General features: G+C 46.8%; 22 protein-coding genes. All 22 read left to right on the forward strand.

All coding sequences use genetic code 11. The features are described from left to right. Positions 1-53: 53 nt before the first annotated feature. Positions 54-515, forward strand: a complete 462-nt coding sequence (gene rimP, locus BLV50_RS01625; RefSeq protein WP_062326086.1) for a ribosome maturation factor RimP — start codon at positions 54-56, stop codon at positions 513-515. 123 nt (positions 516-638) lie between these two features. After that, positions 639-1,736, forward strand: coding sequence for a transcription termination factor NusA (nusA, locus tag BLV50_RS01630; RefSeq protein ID WP_063566378.1), 1,098 nt, complete (start codon positions 639-641; stop codon positions 1,734-1,736). A 26-nt stretch (positions 1,737-1,762) separates the two neighbouring features. After that, the gene (gene rnpM / locus BLV50_RS01635; RefSeq protein WP_053783828.1) at positions 1,763-2,071 is read left to right on the forward strand and encodes an RNase P modulator RnpM; all 309 of its coding nucleotides are present in this window, start codon (positions 1,763-1,765) and stop codon (positions 2,069-2,071) included. Then, positions 2,061-2,390, forward strand: coding sequence for a YlxQ family RNA-binding protein (locus BLV50_RS01640; RefSeq protein ID WP_029880929.1), 330 nt, complete (start codon positions 2,061-2,063; stop codon positions 2,388-2,390). Before rnpM ends, BLV50_RS01640 begins: the two co-directional genes overlap by 11 nt. Beyond that, positions 2,383-4,968 carry a translation initiation factor IF-2 gene (gene infB / locus BLV50_RS01645; protein WP_063566377.1) on the forward strand — a complete coding sequence of 862 codons (2,586 nt, stop codon included), beginning with the start codon at positions 2,383-2,385 and terminating at the stop codon, positions 4,966-4,968. The genes BLV50_RS01640 and infB overlap by 8 nt, the downstream gene beginning before the upstream one ends. Before the next feature lie 25 nt (positions 4,969-4,993). Next, a complete protein-coding gene (gene rbfA, locus BLV50_RS01650; RefSeq protein WP_063566376.1) occupies positions 4,994-5,353 on the forward strand; it encodes a 30S ribosome-binding factor RbfA in 360 nt (119 codons plus the stop codon). A gap of 19 nt (positions 5,354-5,372) precedes the next feature. Further along, positions 5,373-6,350 (forward strand): DHH family phosphoesterase, encoded by a 978-nt coding sequence (locus BLV50_RS01655; protein WP_064639046.1) that lies wholly within the window; start codon positions 5,373-5,375, stop codon positions 6,348-6,350. Beyond that, on the forward strand, positions 6,344-7,267 hold the full coding sequence (gene truB / locus BLV50_RS01660; protein ID WP_063566374.1) for a tRNA pseudouridine(55) synthase TruB: 924 nt from the start codon (positions 6,344-6,346) through the stop codon (positions 7,265-7,267). Before BLV50_RS01655 ends, truB begins: the two co-directional genes overlap by 7 nt. Positions 7,268-7,333: 66 nt before the next feature. Continuing rightward, positions 7,334-8,272 (forward strand): bifunctional riboflavin kinase/FAD synthetase, encoded by a 939-nt coding sequence (locus tag BLV50_RS01665; RefSeq protein ID WP_063566432.1) that lies wholly within the window; start codon positions 7,334-7,336, stop codon positions 8,270-8,272. Between the two features lie 159 nt (positions 8,273-8,431). Continuing rightward, positions 8,432-8,701, forward strand: a complete 270-nt coding sequence (gene rpsO / locus BLV50_RS01670; protein ID WP_056700672.1) for a 30S ribosomal protein S15 — start codon at positions 8,432-8,434, stop codon at positions 8,699-8,701. Positions 8,702-8,953: 252 nt separating this feature from the next. Next, positions 8,954-11,056: a polyribonucleotide nucleotidyltransferase gene (gene pnp, locus BLV50_RS01675; RefSeq protein ID WP_063566373.1), complete on the forward strand. Its 2,103-nt coding sequence runs from the start codon at positions 8,954-8,956 to the stop codon at positions 11,054-11,056. A 222-nt stretch (positions 11,057-11,278) separates the two neighbouring features. Then, positions 11,279-12,274 (forward strand): polysaccharide deacetylase family protein, encoded by a 996-nt coding sequence (locus BLV50_RS01680; RefSeq protein WP_072732414.1) that lies wholly within the window; start codon positions 11,279-11,281, stop codon positions 12,272-12,274. Between the two features lie 98 nt (positions 12,275-12,372). Beyond that, positions 12,373-13,656 carry a M16 family metallopeptidase gene (locus tag BLV50_RS01685; RefSeq protein ID WP_072732415.1) on the forward strand — a complete coding sequence of 428 codons (1,284 nt, stop codon included), beginning with the start codon at positions 12,373-12,375 and terminating at the stop codon, positions 13,654-13,656. Beyond that, a complete protein-coding gene (gene dut, locus BLV50_RS01690) occupies positions 13,616-14,062 on the forward strand; it encodes a dUTP diphosphatase (protein ID WP_170867769.1) in 447 nt (148 codons plus the stop codon). The genes BLV50_RS01685 and dut overlap by 41 nt, the downstream gene beginning before the upstream one ends. A gap of 228 nt (positions 14,063-14,290) precedes the next feature. Further along, positions 14,291-15,190: a dipicolinate synthase subunit DpsA gene (dpsA, locus tag BLV50_RS01695; protein ID WP_063566370.1), complete on the forward strand. Its 900-nt coding sequence runs from the start codon at positions 14,291-14,293 to the stop codon at positions 15,188-15,190. After that, a complete protein-coding gene (locus BLV50_RS01700; RefSeq protein ID WP_024630269.1) occupies positions 15,187-15,783 on the forward strand; it encodes a dipicolinate synthase subunit B in 597 nt (198 codons plus the stop codon). The genes dpsA and BLV50_RS01700 overlap by 4 nt, the downstream gene beginning before the upstream one ends. A gap of 421 nt (positions 15,784-16,204) precedes the next feature. Further along, positions 16,205-17,422: an aspartate kinase gene (dapG, locus tag BLV50_RS01705; protein ID WP_063566369.1), complete on the forward strand. Its 1,218-nt coding sequence runs from the start codon at positions 16,205-16,207 to the stop codon at positions 17,420-17,422. Between the two features lie 47 nt (positions 17,423-17,469). After that, the gene (gene dapA, locus BLV50_RS01710; protein ID WP_072732416.1) at positions 17,470-18,345 is read left to right on the forward strand and encodes a 4-hydroxy-tetrahydrodipicolinate synthase; all 876 of its coding nucleotides are present in this window, start codon (positions 17,470-17,472) and stop codon (positions 18,343-18,345) included. A gap of 477 nt (positions 18,346-18,822) precedes the next feature. Next, positions 18,823-20,502, forward strand: coding sequence for a ribonuclease J (locus tag BLV50_RS01715; protein ID WP_063566368.1), 1,680 nt, complete (start codon positions 18,823-18,825; stop codon positions 20,500-20,502). Positions 20,503-20,718: 216 nt separating this feature from the next. Continuing rightward, positions 20,719-21,492, forward strand: a complete 774-nt coding sequence (locus tag BLV50_RS01720) for a ClpP family protease (protein WP_371121193.1) — start codon at positions 20,719-20,721, stop codon at positions 21,490-21,492. Further along, positions 21,489-21,719, forward strand: a complete 231-nt coding sequence (locus BLV50_RS01725) for a YlzJ-like family protein (protein WP_063566367.1) — start codon at positions 21,489-21,491, stop codon at positions 21,717-21,719. The genes BLV50_RS01720 and BLV50_RS01725 overlap by 4 nt, the downstream gene beginning before the upstream one ends. A gap of 90 nt (positions 21,720-21,809) precedes the next feature. Further along, positions 21,810-24,524, forward strand: coding sequence for an FtsK/SpoIIIE family DNA translocase (locus BLV50_RS01730; RefSeq protein ID WP_063566366.1), 2,715 nt, complete (start codon positions 21,810-21,812; stop codon positions 24,522-24,524). The last annotated feature ends 106 nt before the right edge of the window (positions 24,525-24,630 follow it).

A 24,630-nucleotide genomic window follows, 5' to 3' on the forward strand; every position in this document is an offset into this window, starting at 1 on the left:
AGAAATTGCCAGTCATTATTTGCTGGTGTAACCTAAGTTGGAGGTTATCGGTTTTGAGCACAACGAACATTAAATCTACCGTGGAAGAAATGATCCAACCCTACTTGAACGAACAAGGCTTCGAGCTGGTTGACATCGAATACGTCAAAGAAGGCAGCAACTGGTTTTTACGGGTGTATGTCGACAAAGAGGGTGGCATCGACATCGATGATTGTGTCTTGATCAGCGAAAAGCTAAGCGCCAAGCTGGATGAGAACGATCCGATTCCGACCATCTATTTCCTTGAAGTGTCTTCTCCCGGTGCGGAGCGTCCACTGAAAAAACCAGAGGACGTTGCCAAATCCGTAGGTAAAAATGTATTTGTTACAACCTACGAGCCGGTAAATGGAATAAAGGAATTTGAAGGCAAGCTGCTTTCCTTTGATGACGGGGAACTTGTGATCGAAGCAGGCAAGAAACAGCATGCCATTCTTTATGACAAGGTTGCGAGTGCGCGCCTGGCCATTCTGTTTTAAGTGCCTTGTTCACTTATTAATGAAAAAAGACACATCTCACGATAACGGCAAGGTGCTCATGAGTCTAGAGCCTTTCGCCGTTTTACGTATGAGATGCCATGTTTGAAAGGGGGATCAACATTCATGAGTATGGATTTTATTGAAGCAATGAATGAATTGGAGCGGGAAAAAGGGATCAGCAAGGACGTGCTGTTTGAAGCGATCGAGGCAGCACTCATCTCCAGCTACAAGCGTAATTTCAACACCGCCCAGAATGTGCGTGTTGACATGAACCGCAATACGGGTGTTATCCGGGTGTATGCCCGCAAATTGATCGTGGAAGAAGTCCTGGATTCACGTACCGAAATTTCATTGCCTGCTGCACGCGAGATCAACCCACACTTCCAGCTGGAAGATATTGCGGAGATTGAAGTTACGCCGCGTGATTTCGGACGTATTGCCGCACAAACTGCCAAACAGGTAGTGACCCAGCGGATTCGTGAAGCCGAACGCGGCCTGATCTACAACGCTTTCGTTGATAAGGAAGAAGATATCGTTACGGGAGTGGTGCAGCGTCAGGATTTGCGCAATATCTACATCGATCTGGGCAAAATCGAAGCGGCATTGCCGCTGACCGAATTGATGCCGAACGAGAAGTTTGTTCATGGTGACCGTATTAAAGCTTACATCACCAAGGTCGAGAATACGACCAAAGGGCCGCAAATCATTTTGTCCCGTACACATCCGGGCTTGTTGAAACGTCTCTTTGAACTGGAAGTGCCTGAAATTTTCGATGGTGTGGTTGAGATTCGCTCCGTCGCACGTGAAGCGGGCTTCCGCTCCAAGATTGCTGTTCATTCCCGCAATGAGGAAGTTGATCCGGTTGGATCATGTGTAGGTCCTAAGGGAATCCGCGTGCAGACCATTGTGGGTGAGCTGCGCGGTGAAAAAATTGACATCGTTCGTTTCTCCGATCAGGTAGACGAATATGTGGCTAATGCACTTAGTCCTTCCAAAGTATTGGAAGTTCAAGTATTCGAGGAAGAAAAGATGGCTCGGGTTATTGTTCCTGACTATCAGCTGTCCCTCGCCATTGGGATTAAAGGCCAAAATGCCCGATTGGCAGCCAAACTGACCGGCTGGAAAATCGACATTAAGAGCGAGAGCCAGGCGGAACAGGAATTCGGCAGAGAGAAAGATTCTTCTTCGGAAATGCACCAAGATTCCGTCTCCGTCGACTAAAGTAAAGCACGGGGGGGCGCTAACGTATGAAAACTAAAAAAGTACCGCTGCGCAAATGTGTGGCGTGTCAGGAAATGATGCCCAAAAAGCAGCTGATCCGTATCGTTAAAACGCCAGAGGATGAAGTGCTGATCGATTTGACTGGCAAAAAGTCCGGACGTGGTGCTTATTTATGCGGCAAAGAGTCCTGTTTTAAGCTTGCACTCAAAAACCGGTCTTTGGATCGGGCGCTAAAGGGCAAAGTCTCACCGGAAATTTATGAGCAATTGGCAGCTGATTTCGTTGCGGTAGAGGACGAATTCATAGCAGCACAGGAGCGTGAACATGATGAATAATAAAACATTGTCTTATCTGGGACTCTCCATGCGTGCAGGCAAACTTGTGACAGGTGAAGAAATTGTACTTAAAGCGATCCGTTCTTCCGAAGCTAAAATGGTTATTGTTGCGGGTGACGCCTCGGCCAATACACAAAAGAAATTTCGCGACAAATGCGGGACATATAAAGTTCCACTGGTGATCGGATTTGACCGGGATAGTCTGGGTTCAAGTATCGGTAAAGAAACGCGGGTTGTTCTTGCAGTAACGGATCGAGGGTTTGCAAAAATGATCTCCAAGCAAGTCGGTATAATGTCGGAGGTGGAGTATATTGAGTAAACAGGAAAACAAGGATAAATTGCGAGTTTATGAATATGCGAAGTCCCTCAATATGAGTAGTAAAGAAATTATAACCATTCTTAAAAAGCTGGATATTCCCGTAAACAATCATATGAGTGTCATGGAGAATGGTTCAGTCGGTAAGGTGGAACAATTTTTTAAAGATATAAAATCCACTGCCGCTTCCAAACAAAGTAACGAAGCAAAATCCGTTGCTACTTCGTCAGTGCGCAGTGACAAAACAGTGGACAGCAACAAGCCGGCCGGCGGAGTGAACACGCCGAATAGCAGCAACCCATCCGGTAGTCCCGTACAAACAAAAATACAACAGGAAAAGCAGGTAGGTATGAACAATAGACCAAATTCCAACAATAACAATGGCTCCCAAAGACCTAGCGGCCAAGACAGCCGCAACAGAACGAACTCTTCCCAAGGCTCAAGCCAAGGAGGACAATCAAGTAATCGTCCAAGACCAGCTCAAGGTGGACAAAGCAGTACAGCATCCCGTCCGCAAAGTACGGGTCAACGTCCATCGAATAGCGGTGGCGGTCAAACAAGAAGCGCAGGACCGACTAGCAGTGGCAACACTGGCACTGGCGGCAACCGTACTGGTGGCCAAGGACAGAGCTCAGGACAAGGCCAACGCAGAGGCGGCCAAGGTAATTCCGGCAACAGCAACAATAATAGCGGCAACCGTTCGAACAGCGGTGGCGGTGGACGTCGTTATGACGATAACCGTGGCGGCAACTTCCGCGGTAATCGTGGCGGTAAGAACAATCGCAACAGAAATCAACAACAGTACCAACAACGTGAGAAAATTGATAACACACCTAAGAAAATCATCGTACGTGGTGACATGACAGTTGGTGAAACAGCGAAGTTGCTCCATAAAGATGCTTCCGAAGTTATCAAAAAACTCATTGCGATGGGTGTAATGGCAACGATTAACCAAGAGCTTGATATCGAAACAATCCTGCTGCTTGCTGGAGAGTTCGGTGTTGAGGTTGAAGTGAAAATTGTCCTTGAAGATGACCGCTTCGAAACACTTGAAGAGAATGATGATCCTGCTGATTTGCAGTCTCGTCCTCCGGTAGTTACGATCATGGGTCACGTTGACCATGGTAAAACAACATTGCTTGATGCGATTCGTTCAACGAATGTAACGGGCGGAGAAGCAGGCGGTATCACGCAGCATATCGGTGCTTATCAAGTTGAAATTAACAACAAAAAAATTACGTTCCTAGATACACCAGGTCACGAAGCGTTTACTGCTATGCGTGCACGTGGAGCACAGGTTACGGATATTACAATTATTGTTGTAGCTGCAGATGATGGTGTTATGCCACAAACCGTTGAGGCGATTAACCATGCCAAAGCTGCTGGGCTGCCAATTATCGTAGCTGTCAACAAAATTGACAAGCCGGGTGCAGATGCGGATAAAGTAAAACAAGAATTGACCAACTATGAACTCGTTCCGGAAGAGTGGGGCGGCGACACCATCTTTGTTAACGTTTCGGCGAAACAAAGAATCGGTCTAGAAGGTCTGCTTGAAATGATCCTGCTCGTTGCAGAAGTGAATGAGTACAAAGCAAACCCGGACAAACGTGCCCGTGGTACAGTGATCGAAGCCGAGCTGGATAAAGGACGTGGCCCAGTTGCCCGTATTCTCGTACAGCACGGTACACTGAAAGTCGGAGATGCTTTTGTTGCAGGTAACTGCTTCGGTCGCGTACGTGCGATGGTAAATGACAAAGGTCGCCGTTTAAAAGAAGCTGGACCTTCAACACCTGTAGAAATTACTGGTCTGACTGAAGTTCCAGGTGCGGGAGATCCGTTTATGGTGTTTGAAGATGAGCGTAAAGCGCGTTCTATCGCCGACAAACGTGCCATTACACAACGTGAATCCGATTTGGGTACAAATACACGTGTGACATTGGATGATCTGTTCCAGCACATCAAAGACGGTGAAATCAAAGATCTGAACGTAATCATCAAAGGTGACGTACAAGGTTCGGTTGAAGCATTGAAAGGTTCCCTTGCGAAGATCGAAGTTGAAGGTGTACGCGTGAAAATCATTCATAGCGGCGCTGGTGCAATCACAGAGTCTGACATCATTTTGGCTGCAGCATCCAATGCCATCGTGATTGGTTTCAACGTTCGTCCTGATAATCAGGCGAAAGCGACTGCAGATCAAGAGCAAGTAGACATTCGTCTGCATCGCGTTATCTACAGCGTTATCGAAGAAATTGAACAAGCGATGAAAGGTATGCTTGATCCGATTTACAAAGAAAAAGTAATCGGTCATGCTGAAGTTCGTAGCACGTTCTCCATTAGTAAAGTCGGTACCATTGCTGGATGTATGGTTACCTCCGGTAAAATTACGCGTTCCGCGGAAGCACGTCTGATTCGTGATGGCATCGTCCTTTACGAAGGCAAGCTGGATTCCCTGAAACGTTACAAAGATGATGCCAAAGAAGTAGCCCAAGGTTACGAGTGCGGTATCACGCTGGATAAATACAATGATCTCAAAGAAGGCGACGTTATCGAAGCCTTCATTATGGAGACAGTACAACGATAAGCAAGGAAGCATGAGGTGAACAACAATGGCTAAGATTCGTACAGGTAGAGTGGGCGAGCAGATCAAGAAAGAATTAAGTCTGCTTATCCAGTCTGAACTGAAAGATCCTCGTATCGGCTTTATTACCGTAACGGGAGTCGAAGTGACAGGCGACTTGTCGCAAGCCAAAGTTTATCTGAGTGTCTTCGGTGAACAGGAACAAAAGGATAATTCGCTTAAAGCGCTGGCAAAAGCAAATGGATTTTTGCGTTCAGAACTGGGCAAGCGTATCCGTTTTCGACATGTTCCCGAGTTGATATTCAAGATTGACGAATCTATTGCATATGGCAGCCGAATTGAGAAGCTGCTTGGTGATATCGGTACCGACAAGAACGAATCCCAGTAACAGAATAAAGGAGACGGCAATGCACACTTATGAACAGGCGCTTCAGGACGGAAAGCAATTTCTGCTGGAGCATGATGATTACCTGGTCGTGTCGCATGTACAGCCGGACGGTGACGCAGTCAGCTCGACGGTAACGGTGGGCTGGCTGCTGTCATGTCTGGGCAAGACATTCACGATGATTAATGAAGGTGAAATTCCACAACGCATGAATTTTCTGTGGGAAGCTGGCAAGATCGTGAACATGACCGAACAACCACCGGCGCGGAAATATAAGGCGATTATCTGTGTGGATTGTGCAGACTTTTCCAGGGTAGGCCTGACTCGTCATTATTTCGAAGAAGATGCTGTCATTTTAAATATTGATCATCATCCGACCAATGACGCGTATGGAACAGTAAACATCATTAAGCCAGACGCAGCAGCAACGGCTGAAATTCTGTTTGATTTCCTCAATCTTTTCCCAGTGAAGTGGAATAAAGATGTGGCTACAGCAGTCTATACAGGATTGCTAACAGATACAGGTGGATTCCGCTATGCGAATACGAGTCCTAATGTGATGACCACTGCATCCAAATTGCTTGAACATGGTGTGGATGGACCTTATCTTGCACAGATTTTGCTTGAGCAGGTTACGCTCCCACAAGTCCGTATATTGAACCAGGCACTCTCAAGCCTGCAAATGACTGACGATGGCAAGATTGCCTGGGTGGTCATTACACCTGAAGACATGATTGCTTGTGGTGCAGCTAATGAAGATCTTGAAGGGGTAGTCAATTACCCACGTAACATTCAAGGTGTGGAAGTGGGCATCTTTTTTAAAGTAATCAATGATAATGCGGTGAAAGTATCTCTCCGGTCAGCTGGTAAAGTTGATGTTGCCTCGCTTGCACAGAACTTTGGTGGAGGCGGACATGTACTCGCAGCTGGATGTCGCGTAGAGGGCAAGTTGAAAGATATCGTGGAACTAGTGCTGAAGCAGGTGAATGCTCAATGGTAAAACCATTTGAAGGTGTACTTCCGGTGTATAAACCAGCGGGATTTACTTCTCATGATGTTGTGGCCAAAATGCGTCGCATTCTCAAAATGAAACGTATTGGTCATACAGGCACTTTGGACCCGCAAGTTACTGGCGTACTACCGCTTTGCCTAGGACGTGCAACACGTGTGGTGGAGTACATGCAGGAGCTTCCCAAGGAATACCTGGCAACGCTACGACTGGGTCTGTCTACTGACACGGAGGATATGACAGGTGAAGTTATTGAGCGGTCGGAGACGGCTGTTAAGGTGACACAGGAGCAGGTTGAGCAGGTGCTGGAGCAATTCCTGGGCACCATCTCACAGGTTCCACCTATGTATTCTGCAGTCAAAGTGGATGGGAAACGTCTTTACGAGTTAGCTCGTGAAGGAAAAACGGTAGAGCGCAAGAGTCGGGAAGTTACGATCTATGAGCTGGAATTGACAGGAATTGAGAATCAAGGCGACACTACGGATATATCGTTCCGTGCTTTATGTTCCAAAGGGACATACATTCGAACGTTATGCGTGGATATCGGCAAAAAATTGGGATATCCGTCCACCATGCTACACCTGGAGCGTACGATATCGGCTGGGATTTCTGCTGATCATTGCCTTCATTTTGAAGAAGTGGAACAACGCATGATCGATGGAACGTTAGCCGAGGTGTTGATTCCAGTTGATGAAGCCATCTCTTCCATTCCGGCTCATACGGTGGGTGCGGATCAGACCAAGGGAGCACTTCAGGGCCAGAAATTATCGGCGCGTTTGCTCGAACCGCCTGCAGAACAACCTGGTCTACTGCGGTTATATGATCAGGATGGGACGTTTCTGGGGATATTTGAGCGGGATGAATTGAAAGCAACGGTGAGAGCTGTTAAAGTCTTTTTGCCGGAATAAAGAGGTTCCTGGTTTGAGTGGTGGTACTCAAGCCTGGCCTATCAAGTGAAATGCAGGTGAATGATTGTGAAAACCGTAATGCTAACCTATCCGCAGACGTTACAATCGGCTGTTCAGGGCACACATCCCCAAGTGCTCGCGATCGGTCAATTTGACGGGCTGCATCTCGGACATGCAAGTGTCATTTTGTCAGCTGTCCGCATTGCACGCGAAACGGGCATGCAGGCAGCGGTGATGACCTTTCATCCTCATCCGAAGGAAGTTATGCGCAAAGGGGATTACGAGGGTTATCTAACTCCCTTGAGAGATAAAGAAGACATCCTGGCAGGGATGGGTGTAGACGTGCTCTACGTGGTCGAATTCAATGAGGAGTTCTCAAGGTTGACGCCGCAGCAATTCGCACATGATCTGCTGCTTCCGCTTCAGACTCGAACAGCGGTAGTTGGTTTTGACTTCCGCTTCGGTCACAAGGGAGCAGGGGATGAGCAGCTTCTTCGCACATTGGGAGAAGGCGAAATGACGGTGGAGACTGTGCCTCCATTCCTGTTAAATGGCGAGAAGGTAAGCAGTTCTCTCATTCGTGGCCTGTTGAAGCGTGGAGAAATGGACGAAGCCAGTCAATGGCTCGGACGACCTTACAGCATCAGGGGAATCGTAATTCATGGAGAGAAGCGTGGGCGGACCATTGGTTTCCCTACCGCTAACCTTGAACTTACGGATCATTATGTTACGCCAGCGAAAGGTGTTTACGCTGTTCGTGTGCAGTATGGGGAGCAAGAACTGCGTGGCGTCATGAACCTTGGTGTGAAACCTACCTTTCACGAAAACGGGATGAAACCTACGTTTGAGGTGCACTTGCTTGATTTTGATGGGCAGATATATGACCAGGAATTAAAGGTTGATCTCGTTCACTACATTCGTGCAGAGCGAAAATTTGACTCGATTGATGCTTTGATCAGTCAGATTCGTGAAGATGCATTAACCGCCGCCCGCCTATTATCGTAAGGCTCAGGACAAAATACATGTTTACATTTACTTTGTCTGGGCAACTATGATATAATGTACTACGTTGTCGTTTGAGACAACACATAACCTTGGCTTGGTTACTTGCTCTCACCGGCGGTGACGAGGCTAATGGCGATTATAATGAAGGAGGTGAATAGGATGGCATTGACTCAAGAACGTAAACAACAACTGATCGACGAGCACAAAACTCATGAGTCCGATACTGGATCACCTGAGGTGCAAGTTGCTATCCTTACGGAAAACATCAGAAGTTTGACAGACCACTTGCGTACACACAAGAAAGACCACCACTCACGTCGTGGACTTTTGAAAATGGTAGGTCAACGTCGTAAGCTTTTGGCTTACGTGAAAAACAAAGATGTTAAACGTTACAGCGCACTGATCGAAAAACTCGGATTGCGTCGTTAATTATCGTACATGTTTTCAAAATCAACCTGGCTGTTATCCGTCATTCCTTTGTCTAAAAGGACAAGCGGAGCTTACAGCCGGGTTGTTTTGTAGATGAACATGTTGCCATATATTTGTAGCTGATGGCTCCGCAAGGAGCTTTTGTTTTGCAAGTGAGCATGTTGCTGTGGAGTTAATGAATGCAGGACAAGCAGGAAATACTGTGAAAATGCAGAATCCATTGTGTTAGGAACGAATAAAAGGAGGGATTTCATGGAACAGCGTGTTGAAATGCAGCTTGGTGGAAGAACGCTTACGCTTGAAACAGGGCGTTTGGCCAAGCAGGCTAATGCTGCCGTTAAGGTAACGTACGGGGATACCGTTGTATTGTGTACCGTGACAGCATCAAGTGAGCCTAAAGATCTGGACTTTTTCCCATTAACGGTAAACTATGAAGAAAGATTGTATGCCGTAGGTAAAATCCCAGGTGGATTTATTAAACGTGAAGGCAGACCAAGTGAGAAAGCGATTCTTTCGAGCCGTTTGACAGACCGTCCGATTCGTCCTTTGTTCCCGGAAGGTTTCCGTAATGATGTACAAGTTCTGAATATCGTTATGAGTGTGGATCAGGACTGCGAACCGCAAATTGCTGCCATGATCGGTACATCGGCTGCACTGAGCATTTCGGATGTCCCATTTAGCGGACCGATTGGTGGTGTAAAAGTTGGACGTATTAATGGTGAGTTCATCATCAACCCAACGATTGCACAGCTAGAGGTAAGTGAGATTGAACTCGTTGTAGCAGGAACCAAAGATGCCATCATGATGGTTGAAGCGGAAGCGAACGAAGTTCCGGAAGAAGTAATGCTGGAAGCAATCATGTTCGGACATGACGAGATCAAGAACATTGTTGCAGTCATCGAACAACTCGTACAAGTGGCTGGTAAAGAAAAAATGGCTGTGAAATTGCATGCCGTTAATGCTGAAGTTAACAGCAGTGTACGTGAGTTCGCCAGTGCTCGTCTGGTTGAAGCTGTTAAAATTGCTGAAAAACATGCGCGTCAGGATGCAATCGATCTTGTGAATGACGAAACCGTTGCTCACTTCGAAGAGAAGTATATTGAGACTCCAGAACTGCTCAAAGATGTGAAAGAAGTGCTGCACGATATCGTCAAAGAAGAAGTGCGCCGCCTTATCACACATGATAAAGTTCGTCCGGATGGACGTGGACTCGCTGAGATCCGTCCAATTGAATGTGATACTTCCCTGCTGCCACGTACTCACGGTTCAGGTCTGTTCACTCGTGGTCAAACACAGGCGCTCAGCATTTGTACACTTGGTGCACTGGGTGATGTTCAAATTTTGGACGGAATCAGTCTTGAAGAAACGAAACGTTTCATGCATCACTATAACTTCCCACCGTTCAGCGTAGGTGAAGCTCGTCCATTGCGTGCTCCAGGCCGTCGCGAAATCGGACATGGTGCTCTGGGTGAGCGTGCTCTTTCCAAAGTAATTCCTTCCGAAACAGACTTCCCATACACAATTCGTCTGGTATCCGAAGTATTGGAATCCAATGGTTCAACTTCCCAGGCAAGTATCTGTGCCAGCACATTGGCTATGATGGATGCAGGTGTACCAATCAAAGCTCCAGTTGCGGGTGTAGCTATGGGTCTGATCAAAGACGGAGATCATGTATCCATCCTGAGTGATATTCAAGGTATGGAAGATCACCTCGGTGACATGGACTTCAAAGTAGCAGGAACACCTGATGGTGTAACAGCTATTCAAATGGATATCAAAATTGATGGTATTGATCGTCAAATTTTGTCCGAAGCATTGGCTCAAGCCAAAGAAGGTCGTATGCACATCTTGAGCAAAATGACCGAAGTGATGAAAACTCCACGTGAGCAGTTGTCACAATATGCACCTAAAATTACAACCATGCATATCAATCCGGACAAAATCCGTGATGTTATCGGTGCAGGTGGTAAAATTATCAATAAAATCATCGAGGAAACCGGTGTTAAAATTGATATTGAACAAGATGGACGTGTCTTTATCGCTTCTTCCAACCAAGAGATGAATGATAAAGCCAAATCGATTATCGAAGGCATCGTACGTGAAGTACTTGTCGGCGAGATTTATGTAGGTAAAGTAAAACGTGTTGAGAAGTTTGGTGCATTTGTTGAAGTGCTGCCGAACAAAGAAGGTCTGGTACACATCTCACAATTGTCCACAGAGCGTGTCGCTAAAGTGGAAGATGTTGTTGCCATTGGTGATTCCATTACGGTAAAAGTAACGGAAATTGACCCACAAGGCCGTATCAACTTGTCCCGCAAAGCCGTATTGACTGCCGAAGCTCCAGCTCAATCATAGGCTGCGTGCCATCGTTTTTTTGAAAAGATAGATTGAATGAAGAGACAGAATGTGAATTTCTGGCTCTTTTTTTAACGTTTAAATACCTTTATGAAATCGTTTGTCTACCCATAAGGCCTCTGAATCCAGCTTTGAAGATACTTTACATGAACAGCTTGTTTTATTCATATTCTTGCACTTGTCCTCATATGATGGGGACAAAGACGGCGGGAGGATGGAGCTGTGAGAAACCAATCCAAAAAGCTGGCGGCTGTTCTGGTAGGTATGGCAGCTGTCATACTGGTCGGACAAGTGGGCAGTGTACGTACATACATTACGGAAATCCGTGATGGGCCAGGCACGCAAAATGCATTTGATATGTTCAAAGAGGCAACCGGAGAAGATCAGCTGTTGTCGGCGATCCGGGATAAAGCGGCCGAAACGAAAATCGCTCCGGTAAATGCCAGAGTGGATCGGGTCTGGAAAGCGATACCCGGGTATAACGGAATAGAAATTGATGTGGAAGCCACGTATCGCAAAGCACTTGGTGGGACGCTGAATACTAAGATAGCGTATGTCTATCGGCAGACTGTACCTGAAATCCAGCTTAAAGATTTGGGTGCACACCCGATTTACCGGGGGAATGCCGAGAAACCAATGGTGTCTTTCATGATTAATGTAGCGTGGGGCAATGAATTCATTATCCCGATACTAGATACGCTTGACGCCGAAAAAGTCAAAGCTACTTTTTTTCTGGATGGAAGCTGGTTGAGCAAAAACGAAGAACTGGCTAAAGAGATCCAAAAGCGTGGACATGAGTTATCAAATCATGCATACTCACATCCGAATATGAGTCGGTTGAGTACGGAGCGAGCCAAGCTGGAAATCAGTAAAACCCAGGACCTGCTCAAAGAAAAATTGGGTGTGGAGAACCACTGGTTTGCTCCACCTTCCGGTGATTTTAATCAACAAACAGTCGACATTGCTTCCGGCATGGGACTTCAAACGGTACTTTGGACACTGGATACGGTGGATTGGCGCAAACCAAGTTCTGCTTCTGTTGTAGCCAAGATCGCCAAAAACGTAGAAGCCGGTACATTAATTCTGATGCACCCCACGGCTGCTTCTTCAGGAGCTTTAAAAGGAATGATTGATTCCATACGGGCCAAGGGTTTGACGCTTGGAACCGTTAGCGAAACGTTGTCATCCGAGCGCGTGAAGGGATCAGCGGTTGAGTGAATGATGTTTTTTTGTTACTATCAAACAGTTGGAACCAAATGTCGATTTCAATTTTGCGTTGAAATCCAGGCAATTATAGAGATGTAGGAGGGCCAACCGTGAAAAAAATTCAGCTGGGCAATGGCCTCAGAGTTGTCATGGAACAGATTCCGACCTGTCGTTCCGTGTCATTTGGAATATGGGTCAAGACAGGTTCTCGCAATGAGCAGCCTGCAAGCAACGGAGTGTCACACTTTATTGAGCACATGCTGTTCAAAGGAACGGATCGTTATGATGCCAAAGCGATTGCGGAGCAATTCGATGCCATTGGTGGTAACGTGAATGCGTTCACTTCGAAAGAATACACTTGTTATTACGCCAAAGTATTGGATGAACATCTGCCAATAGCTGTCGATGTGTTATCCGATATGTTCTTCCGCTCTAAAATGGATGATGGTGAACTGCTTAAGGAGAAAAACGTCATTCTGGAAGAAATATCGATGTATGAGGATACGCCGGATGACATGGTGCATGATCTTATGGCTTTGGCCGCCTATGGTGAGCATCCGCTCGCTTACCCAATTCTGGGTACTGAAGAGCGTCTCAAGGCGATGGACTCCAGCCATCTGCGTGCATATATGAAGGAGCACTATACGATTGAGAATACCGTTATTAGTATTGCAGGGAATATTGATGACAGTGTGATCGATTTGATGGAAAAGCATTTTGGTGCTTTTGATGTCAATGGTGTATCTGAACAAGTCACGCTGCCTGCATTCCAGAGCGGACAACTCTTTCACAAAAAGAAAACGGAACAGAATCATATCTGTATCTCGTTCCCGGGATGTAAGATCGGAGATCCGCTTCAGTTCGCGATGGTCGTGCTGAATAATGCGATTGGCGGAGGTATGAGCTCCAGACTGTTCCAGGAAATTCGGGAGAAACGCGGCCTTGCTTATTCCGTTTATTCGTATCATAGTTCCCATGCGGATAGTGGACTCTTCACCATCTATGCAGGTACAGCGCCGAAACAGACGAAAGAAGTTCTGGATCTGACCAAAGAGGTTCTGAACGATCTGGCTGTAAATGGATTGTCAGAAGATGAGCTGCGCAAAGGAAAAGAACAGCTGAAAGGCAGTTTGATCCTCAGTTTGGAAAGCACGGGCAGCCGCATGAACCGTCTGGGCAAAAACGAGCTGATGCTGGGCAGACACCACACGCTGGACGAAATGATTGCCAAAATTGAAGAAGTAACGATGGACGATGTCGATGCTGTGCTGGACCTGATGTTTGCCGAGCCATTTGCGCTCGCTATGGTCGGTGCTTCGGATCGTACGATCGCTGGATTAAGAAGGGATGATTTTGTTGCATTACGTTCAAATTCAAAAGTTACCGGGCAATGAAGATATTAAGTTGCCTCAAAAAATGTCAGAGCTGGCCTCCGGCTTTGATGTAGTTGCGGCATTACAAGAAGAGGTTGTATTGCAGCCGGGACAGCGTACGTTGATTCCTACGGGACTCGCGATGGCTATGCCAGCTGGATTGGAGGCACAGGTTCGCCCTCGTAGCGGTCTGGCTTTCAAACATGGGATTACGTGTCTGAACACACCGGGCACCATTGATGCCGATTATCGCGGGGAAGTTAAGGTCCTTCTGATCAATCTGGGTCAGGAGCCATTCACGATTGTACGTGGGGAGCGTATTGCCCAAATCGTCTTTCAAACTGTTCCAGCAGTTGAATTAACAGAGGTAGCTGAACTGTCGGAAACTGTACGTGGAGAAGGCGGATTCGGTCATACCGGGAAATAAAGGATTCGAAACCAAGCTGTAAATAAGAGCATCTTCTGTAATAAGAGCTTCACAGTTTAATATACTGAGCATGTTCTCGAAGAGTCGTCCCCGAGGGGGCGGCTCTTTTTTCTTTTTTTGAACGATAGAGATAATTTTTTCTTTGCATGCTTCAATTTTAATGTTTCACCCCCCTGTGGGCCACTGCATACGATAAGGCATACATGTGGTGAAAGGAGTGACGTCCCGATGCTGACCGGTGTCCGGATTATAGTCCTGGGCGGAGATGCGCGGCAGCTTGAAGTCATTCAAAAATGCGCAGAGCTGGATGCTACGGTAAGTGTGGTGGGCTTCGACAAGCTGGAGCGTTCCATTCCGGGTATCGAACACCAGGAATTGGAGGACGATGTATTTGCTTCGGCAGATGTGCTGGTGCTTCCTGTGGTCGGGTGTGATGATCAGGGGAAAGTGAGCACTTCGTTCAGTGATACACCGATTTTTCTGAAAAAGGAACATGTTGCGGCATTGCCGGAGCATTGTATTGTGTTCACAGGTATGGCGAAGCCTTTTTTACGTGATTTGTGCAGGGAAAATGGTCTACGGCTTGTTGAAGTACTCGATCGTGATGACATCGCGCTCTACAACTCCATTCCGACAGCTGAAGGCGCCATTGCCATGGCGATTCGGGAGACGGACTTCACGATCCACGGCTCGGAATGCATTGTGCTTGGCTTGGGTCGAACAGGTTTCACAATGGCCAAAACGCTTCAGGGACTTGGGGCAAATGTACGGGTAGGAATCAGGCGCGAAGAGGATGCTGCTCGAGCAGCCATAATGGGCTGGAAGCCTTTCATGACAACGGATTTGGCCGCTCAAACCGGGGAAGTTGACTTGCTTTTTAATACGATACCGACTATGATAATCACAGCACAAATCCTGTCCAAAATGCCGCAAAAAGCAGTCATTATCGATCTCGCATCCGCTCCTGGCGGCTGTGATTTCAGATATGCTGAAAAACGCGGTATCAAAGCGCTACTTGCGCCTGGCCTCCCCGGCATTGTTGCTCCCAAAACGGCTGGCGGCATTATTGCCGACGTCTTAATCCGTTTGCTTTTGGAAGAACAAAACGCACGGGAGGTTGAACAATGAACTGGCAGGGAAAAACGGTAGGTTACGCAATTACAGGTTCTCATTGTACGTTTGAAGAGGTTATGCCGGTGATTAGCCGCTTCGTAGCCGAAGGTGCCAATGTTGTCCCGATTATTTCCAATTCGGTTCTGACTACGGATACACGCTTTGGGACCGCGCAAAATTGGCAAAAACAGTTGAAAGATATAACGGGGAATGATATCATTTCTACAATTGTTGAGGCAGAGCCGTTAGGTCCTTCCAAGTTGCTCGATGTGCTCGTGATTGCTCCATGCACAGGCAACACGACGAGTAAGCTGGCTAACGCGATGACGGACAGTCCGGTTTTAATGGCAGCCAAAGCTCAGATGCGAAATCAGCGTCCGCTGGTACTCGCCATTTCCACCAATGACGGCCTTGGGTTGAATGCTGCGAACATCGCCAAACTGCTGGTGGCCAAATATTTGTATTTTGTGCCATTTGGGCAGGATGATCCAGTGAAAAAACCGAACTCGTTAGTGGCCAAAATGGAGCTCATTCCGGAGGCATGCTGGAGTGCGCTTGAAGGCAAACAGTTACAGCCAATGATTGTGCAGCGCTCTGCACAGGCTTGATAGTTCTTGGGTCCGCCGTAACATTAGTTTGTTATAGACATGGTTCTGTACAGACTCAGTTACGGGGATAACGGTTATTCGCTTGAAGAAATGAAGATGGTTCGAGAGACAAAGAAAATCATGAGGGACGTTATGCTGGTATAAACAGCTACCTGTGTCCACGTTCCTTTCATTAAAAGGGAATTCCTGCTTGCAACGATAAGGTTAGGCAAGCGGGATCAGTGCACGGGGAACGTGTGCGTCATGATCTCGATAACAACCGCGGCCTTCATATGGGATTGTTTCACTAATCTTTGATGAGGAGCGGCATGAAATGCCGTATAAAATGCTGAAATTATCGCATCGGAACGCTCCCTAGGGTGATCCATTTGTTGATTGACCCGTGTCCAGTCTTCTTGCGTACACAAATGGAGGAATAAAGATGCGCATCATGGTACAGAAATTCGGAGGTACATCTCTCTCTACCGTTCAGGCGAGAGAGCATGTGCTCCGTCATGTTAAACGTGAACTTGAAGCAGGATTGAGTCTGGTCATTGTTGTGTCAGCGATGGGTCGCCGCGGTGAGCCTTATGCAACTGATACGTTACTGGACTGGGCTGCACAGAACGGAAATGCACTCTCCGCACGCGAAAAGGATTTACTGCTGTGCTGTGGTGAAATTATTTCTGCGACGACTTTGAGCAGTCTGCTCGAACATGAAGGCATTCCAACTACAGTGCTGACCGGTGCACAAGCAGGTTTTGTGACGGACGACAATTTCGGGAATGCCCGAATTTTGGATGTCCGTCCTGTTCGTGTGCTGGAGCAGCTACAGAGTGGGCGTGTTGTCATTGTTACAGGGTTCCAGGGTCAGACCGAGAATGGTGACTTTACGACCCTTGGTCGTGGAGGAAGTGATACGTCAGCCACAGCTCTTGGTGCAGCTTTACACGCTGAGATGGTGGACATATACACCGATGTAAATGGGATACTGACAGCAGATCCACGTATCGTGGAGGACGCTCGTCCGTTGACTGTTGTGAGTTATGCCGAGATATGTAATATGGCCCATCAAGGAGCCAAGGTAATTCATCCGCGTGCAGTCGAGATTGCAATGCAATCCCAGATTCCAGTGCGTGTACGGTCTACCTTTGCAGATAGTGAAGGGACGCTGGTAACGCATCCAGAAGGATTTCAGGATGTGCAGACAGGCATTGTCGACCGATATGTAACAGGGATTGCCTATGTAAGTAATGTTACGCAAATAACGGTGGAAGTGCCGGGCGGTGCAGATCGTTTGCAGCTAAAAGTGTTCAAAACGATGGCTGAAAATTCGATTAGCGTAGATTTTATTAATGTTACCCCCCTGGGAGTTGTCTATACCGTTTTCGATAGTGATTCCGAGAAAGCTATACAGGTACTGCAGGAAATTGGTCTTAAACCGCAAAGTCTTTCCGGATGTGCCAAAGTTTCCGTCATCGGCGGAGGGATCAACGGAGTGCCAGGCATTATGGCACGGATCGTGGAATCCTTGACACTGGCGGACATCCAGATCCTGCAATCTGCAGATTCCAATACAACGATTTGGGTACTTGTGAAAAAAGAAGATATGGTTCAAGCTCTGAGGGCGCTTCACGCCTCATTCGAACTTCACTTGTAGTACTTTGAAGTCAGCGGAGCCGGACCTGTTTTGAAGGAGGAATCGAATTGGACTTTGGAAGATTGATTACAGCAATGGTCACTCCGTTCAACGAACAAGGGGGGATCCATTGGGAGGAAACTGCACGTCTGATAGACTATTTGATTGAAGATCAAAAGTCAGAGACGCTTGTTATTTCAGGAACAACTGGAGAATCTCCCACGCTTAGCGACAAAGAAAAAGTAGAACTATTCGAATTCGCAGTAAAACATGCGGCTGGACGGTGCAAAATCATTGCTGGAACGGGTAGCAATAACACCGCTCATTCAATCCATCTGACACAGGACGCTGAACGTGCTGGTGTAGATGGTGTTTTGCTTGTTGTTCCTTATTACAACAAACCAAGTCAAGAGGGAATGTTTAGACACTTTGAAGCGATCGCGAACGCGACGAAACTGCCGATTATGTTGTATAACGTTCCTGGACGTACAGCAGCCAGCCTTTCGGCTGCAACAACGCTTCGTTTGGCACAGATTCCTAACATTGTAGCTACGAAGGAATGTGTATCGTTGGAGCAAGTCACGCAGATTGCTGCGAGTGCACCGGGACATTTCAGGGTGTATTCCGGTGACGATGCTTCTGGCTTGCCAGCCATTGCTGTAGGTGCTTACGGGATCGTTAGTGTTGCTAGCCATGTGGTAGGCGCTGAGATGAAACAAATGATTGATTCATACTTCGGTGGTGCACCTGTACAGGCGGCTCAGATACATCAGAAGCTGTTTCCGGTGTTCAAAGGTCTATTCGAGTGCCCGCAGCCTTTACCGAACCCTGTAGCGGTGAAATACGCTTTGACATTGCGCGGTCTGAACGTCGGATCTGTTCGCCTTCCGCTTATAGCCGCAACAGAGGATGAGCAAGGTTTTATTCGTGCCTTGTTCAACTAGCAATAATACGATATTGAACTGATTTGTTAACTTTTATAAACCCATAGAAATTGCAGAAGAACCGTTCCTCATTTAAGAGGAGGCGGTTCTTTTTTTTGACGATGATTGTTAGGTTTCTTTTCACAACTGGAGGCAAACGTAGAGGTTAACGAGAGAGTGACTTGTTTTTTTTGTTTTTAATCATGTATAATGATGTCAAGTGACTGGGTGCGGTATTTTTTTGAAATTGAAAGCGACATCGTTTCTTGGTGTAGCTTTGTGGTGAAAAAGGAAGGAACGGCTAAGAAGGAACATTTCAAAATCCATCTTGTTGGTGAAGGGGAATAACTTCGAAGAACTTCTTCCAAATATCGTGAATAAAGGTGCTCTTTTGCATTCATCCCTATTTACGGGCATGGGTGTGATGGACTGCTTTTCTTAACTTACAATAAAATAATAAGGTACGACGTCCAACTACCATAGGAGGTTTAGATTCATTTGTCTAAGAAAAATAACAACGATAAACTGATGATTTTTGCTTTGGGCGGCGTAGGCGAGATTGGTAAAAATATGTACGTCATCCAATACGCGAACGACATTGTAGTCGTAGATGCTGGTCTTAAATTCCCGGAAGAAGATATGCTTGGAATCGACATTGTCATTCCTGACATCTCTTATCTAACTGAAAACCGTGACAAAGTAAGAGGGATTATTTTGACTCACGGACATGAGGATCATATCGGTGGTCTGCCATATGTTCTGAAACATTTGAATGTTCCTGTATACGGAACAAAGCTTACTCTCGGACTTGTGGAGAACAAGCTGAAAGAAGCCAATTTGCTGGGTGAAACAAAACGCATCCTGATTGATGCGGATTCCGAGATTCAACTCGGCTCTGTATTGAAAGCAACGTTCTTTGCTACTAACCATAGTATTCCGGATTCCGTCGGCGTATGTGTCGAAACACCGGAAGGCGCTGTTGTTCATACAGGTGACTTCAAATTTGACCACACTCCAGTCAATGGTCAATATGCAGATCTCCAGCGTATGGCACAGATCGGAACCAATGGCGTACTTGCCCTCTTGTCCGATAGTACCAACGCAGAGAAACCTGGATTTACACCTTCGGAGAAAAATGTGGGTATCGTTCTGGAAGATATCTTCCGCAAAGCAAGCCAACGTGTCGTTGTAGCAACATTTGCTTCCAACGTACACCGGATTCAACAGGTTATCAATGCAGCTGAAGTAACTGGACGTAAAGTCGCAGTTATTGGACGCAGTATGGTAAATGTGGTGGGTATTGCTTCTGAACTGGGTTACCTTGAGATTCCAGACGGCATGATCATTGAGCCGGAAGAAGTAGGCAAAATGGCTGCAGACCGTGTAGTAATTCTCTGCACAGGTAGCCAAGGCGAGCCGATGTCAGCATTGACACGGATGGCTCGTTCCACTCATCGTAAAGTAGATATTTTGCCTGGTGATACAGTAATTATTGCTGCAACTCCAGTTCCAGGTAATGAGAAATATGTAGGCCGTACGATTGATGAACTGTTCCGTCTGGGTGCCAACGTGCATTACAGCGGTGCAAACAGTGGCGTTCACGTATCCGGTCACGGTAGCCAGGAAGAGCTCAAGCTGATGCTTAACCTGATGAAACCAAAATATTTCCTGCCGATTCACGGTGAATTCCGTATGCAGCGCCGCCACGCGGTACTGGCTGAATCTGTAGGTATTGAACCAGACAACATTTTCATTACGGATATTGGTGAAGTTGTTGAAATTCAAGGTGGAGCAGCACGCAAGGCAGGTAAAGTTACTGCAGGTAACGTGTTGATCGACGGCTTGGGTGTAGGCGATGTAGGTAACATCGTATTGCGTGACCGTAAATTGCTGTCACAGGATGGCATTCTGGTTGTCGTGGTAACACTGAGCAAACAGGATGGCAAAATTGTTTCCGGTCCGGACATCATCTCCCGTGGATTTGTCTATGTACGCGAATCGGAAGGACTGCTTGATGAAGCGAATCGCATCGTCAGCAGCACATTGCAGAAGTTGATGAGTGAGAACGTTAACGAATGGGCTTCACTCAAAACGAATGTTAAAGATGCACTCGGACGCTTCTTGTATGAGCAAACTCGTCGTAGACCGATGATTTTGCCAATCATTATGGAAGTTTAAAATAAATCAAACAAAAACATAAATTCAGGCACACAGTCGCCCCTTCTCTACGAGTAATATTGGACGGTTCCTCGTAGAGAAGGGGCTTTTTTTGTTTTTTTTCTGGCCTTACACCAGATTATGGAGAAATTGATGAGTAATCGGGTATAAGTCAACTGGAACATTCCCCATACTAAGGAAATACATTACATGTTTCTGGAGAAGGGGAGTAATCGAATGAGCGAATATATGAAAAACAAGCAAACACCCAAATCGGAACAACCGGGTACCGAGACACCGGAAGTGCCTGCACAAGAGGAAAAGGCGATGTCACCTGTAACGGAGGCTATTCAGCAATTTGGACAGACGCAATCACCTGCAGCTGAATCGAACATTTTCTGTATGACCATTATCGGTCAGGTGGAAGGGCATTTAATTTTACCTCCGCAAAACAAAACAACAAAGTATGAACACCTCATTCCTCAGCTGGTTGCAGCAGAGCAGAATCAGCGAATCGAAGGAATTCTGATCATTTTAAACACGGTAGGAGGAGATGTGGAGGCGGGCTTGGCTATTGCTGAAATGATTGCTTCACTCAGCAAACCTACGGTTACTGTCGTCATTGGAGGAGGGCACAGCATCGGGGTTCCAATCGCAGTTGCTTCAACCTATTCCCTGATTGCGGGTAGTGCAACAATGACCATTCATCCGATCCGTATGAACGGACTCGTGATAGGCGTGCCTCAGACGTTTGAGTACATGGAGAAGATGCAGGAACGTGTCGTAAGATTTGTTACGTCGCACTCCAATATCTCTGAAGAAATGTTTAAGGAACTGATGTTTAAGACAGGTGAACTCAACCGCGATATCGGAACAGCTGTGGGTAGCGCAGATGCGGTTAAATATGGATTGATGGATGCCGTAGGCGGGATCGGCCAGGCCATCGCTCAATTGAATCAGCTCATAGGAGACAAAAGACAGACGCTGCAGGCAGGGGGTTATACCCAATGACACTCTACACAGTGATGCCACCTGAACTGTTGTGGTCAGGGATGTGGAATGAGGGAGAAGACACCCGGGAGATCAAGATGAACGGATTATTGATGCAGGTCAGACCTGTTAATGAAAATGAAGCTGTCATTGTACGTTTACTTGAATGCCCCTTGGAAGCTTATCTGAATCCCGCCAATATGCCCGGATCGATCGTTCCACTTTCGGGTAACCCGGGACCAACATAACGTGACCAAATAAGACAAATTGAGCAGAAAAAGAACATATGTACGGATTATATTTGTATGGTATAATATTCTTCTGGGGGTGACCTGATTTTGGCCAGAAGAAAAAAGAGGAAAAAAAAGGCCGCAGCATTTAGCGGCGTTTTAAAATATGAAATTTACGGCATTGTGCTTATTACCCTTGCTGTCATTGCCTTGTCGGGTGAAGCAACCGTAGGGCGCTCGCTTTCCAAGATGTTTGGATTGATGCTTGGCAAGTTCTATTTTGCGATTCCGCTTATAGGGATTTATTATGGCTTAATGGTGATGATTCATCGAAAATGGCCAAGTGGCTGGACAACGCGCAAGACAGGGCTCGTATTGCTGGTGTTTGCTTTAACCCTGATGAGTACCGTCTCTGCTATGCACCAGAAGCTTATACCGGTTGGAGCCCTTGAGCCTGGTGCTGTACTTACACAGATACATAATGATATGCAAACCGAGTTACTCACGCCTGCTGCGCCAGGCGAACGGGATTCGATGCTCAATAAGGACATTAGCGGCGGTTATATAGGAGCGGCGCAGTTTGCCTTGTTCTTGTGGTTGTTTGGCAGCTTGGGAGCACGATTGATTATGATCGTGATGTTCGTTATCAGTTTCATGCTAATTACCAATCTTTCTTATGTCGATCTGATTCGCATTTTCAGAACCAAGATATGGGATGCAGGAAGTGCGATGTACAAAAAGCTGGAAGCTAGACCAGCAGCACGTGCCACTTCAAGCTCTGCGGGCAAGAAAAGCGGGAATGTTCGCAAAGTGGTGCCTGTTCCAGTGGACGACGAGGAAGATGATGACGATGATATGCAGGATCAGCAACTACCGAAACGAAAAGCACCAATATTTTTCCAACTCTTTGGAAAATGGGGTTCTGATCGGGAACGGACGAAGGCTGAGCGTGGAGTGGCCGAGGATGATTCTTTAGATACGGAACATATCGTCTACCGAGCCGAGCAGGAAACGCCTGCAGATTCATGGCATGACGAGCCAATCATCGCATCCGATGTTATGGCTCCCGCAGCAGTTCCTGTGCAATCAAGACCTAATTCGGCTCCAATCATCCGTGACTTCTTTGAGCATGTCAGATCCGAGGATGCGGGTAAAGATGATGATCTGGATGATGCGTATCCTTTCCCAGATGATCTAACGGCTAACATGCAGGGAGAAGGGATCCCAATCAAGATCTCAGATGAACTTGTGGATAACAATGAGTGGCCTGGAGCGACGGATGCTGTTGAGGGTAGTTCAGACGTTGGGTCTACGTTGAGCAATGGGGCTCAAGGTTCGGTTGTTTCAGATACGGAGGGGCAGGAAGTGCAGCCAGTTAAGCCTCCACCACCACCTCCGAAACCTTATAAACTTCCGTCATTCAGGCTTCTTTCCAAGCCGAACAATGGAGGTAAGGGTGGCGACCAAAAGGATTATATGCAGACTGCACGCAAGCTGGAAGCAACGCTGGAAAGCTTCGGTGTTCGTGCCAAAGTACTTGAAGTAGTCAGAGGACCTGCTGTTACACGGTATGAGATCCAACCGGATATTGGTGTGAAGGTTAGCAGAATTGTAAGTCTGACAGACGATATTGCTTTAGCCCTGGCGGCAAAAGATATCCGAATGGAAGCACCCATTCCTGGTAAATCCGCTATCGGTATTGAAGTACCTAATGGAGAGGTATCCGTAGTAACAATGCGGGAGGTTATGGAGACAGCCACATTCCAGGAAGCTGAATCCAAAGTGACCATTGCATTTGGACGAGATATCTCAGGACAGACGATCATCGGTAATCTGGCTCGTATGCCCCATTTGCTGGTGGCTGGTGCGACGGGTTCAGGTAAATCCGTATGTATCAATGGTATTATTACGAGCATCCTGTACAAAGCGAAGCCGGATGAAGTGAAATTTTTGATGGTCGATCCCAAAATGGTCGAGCTAAACGTATATAACGGAATTCCGCATCTGATGGCGCCAGTCGTAACGGATCCTAAAAGGGCTTCACTTGCTCTCAAAAAGATCGTTGTTGAGATGGAGAAAAGATATGAGTTGTTCTCCAAATCCGGTACACGTAACGTTGAAGGTTATAACAATCTGATGAAAGACAACCCAGCGGCGGTTTTGCCTTACATCGTTGTTATCGTGGACGAGCTGGCTGACCTCATGATGGTTGCCGCCGGTGACGTAGAAGATGCGATTGCTCGATTGGCTCAGATGGCGCGTGCAGCGGGTATCCATCTGATCATTGCCACACAGCGCCCTTCTGTGGATGTTATCACTGGTGTAATCAAAGCCAACATTCCGTCCCGGATTGCCTTTGGTGTATCCTCTCAAGTGGATTCTCGAACCATTCTGGATATGGGTGGGGCCGAGAAGTTGTTGGGTCGGGGAGATATGCTGTTCATGCCAATGGGAGCTTCGAAGCCGGTTCGTGTACAAGGAGCTTTCATGAGTGATGAGGAAGTTGAAAATATCGTGAATTACGTGCGTGGTCAAGGTGAAGCGCAGTATGACGAATCCATTGTGCCAGAGGTGGACGATTCCGTTCAGGCAGCAGATGAAGTGCAGGATGAGTTATATGAACAAGCAGTGCAGATTATTTTGGAGGCGAAGCAAGCTTCCGTTTCTCTACTGCAGCGCCGAATGCGAGTGGGTTATACCCGCGCAGCACGTTTGATTGACTCCATGGAGGCCCGAGGTGTAATTGGTCCTTACGAGGGCAGTAAACCAAGGGAAGTATTGATCTCACTGGAACAGTATCAACAGAATAAAATAAGCTCGTAATACACAGCATGTGTAAACGATCCAAGCCCTTAACCTTATTGGTTGAGGGCTTTTTGCATGCCATTTGACTGAAGATTTGCCATGATGTCCAATGATCGGAGGATTT

The organism is Paenibacillus sp. 276b (genome assembly GCF_900107875.1).
Classification (GTDB): Bacteria; Bacillota; Bacilli; order Paenibacillales; family Paenibacillaceae; genus Paenibacillus; species Paenibacillus marchantiae.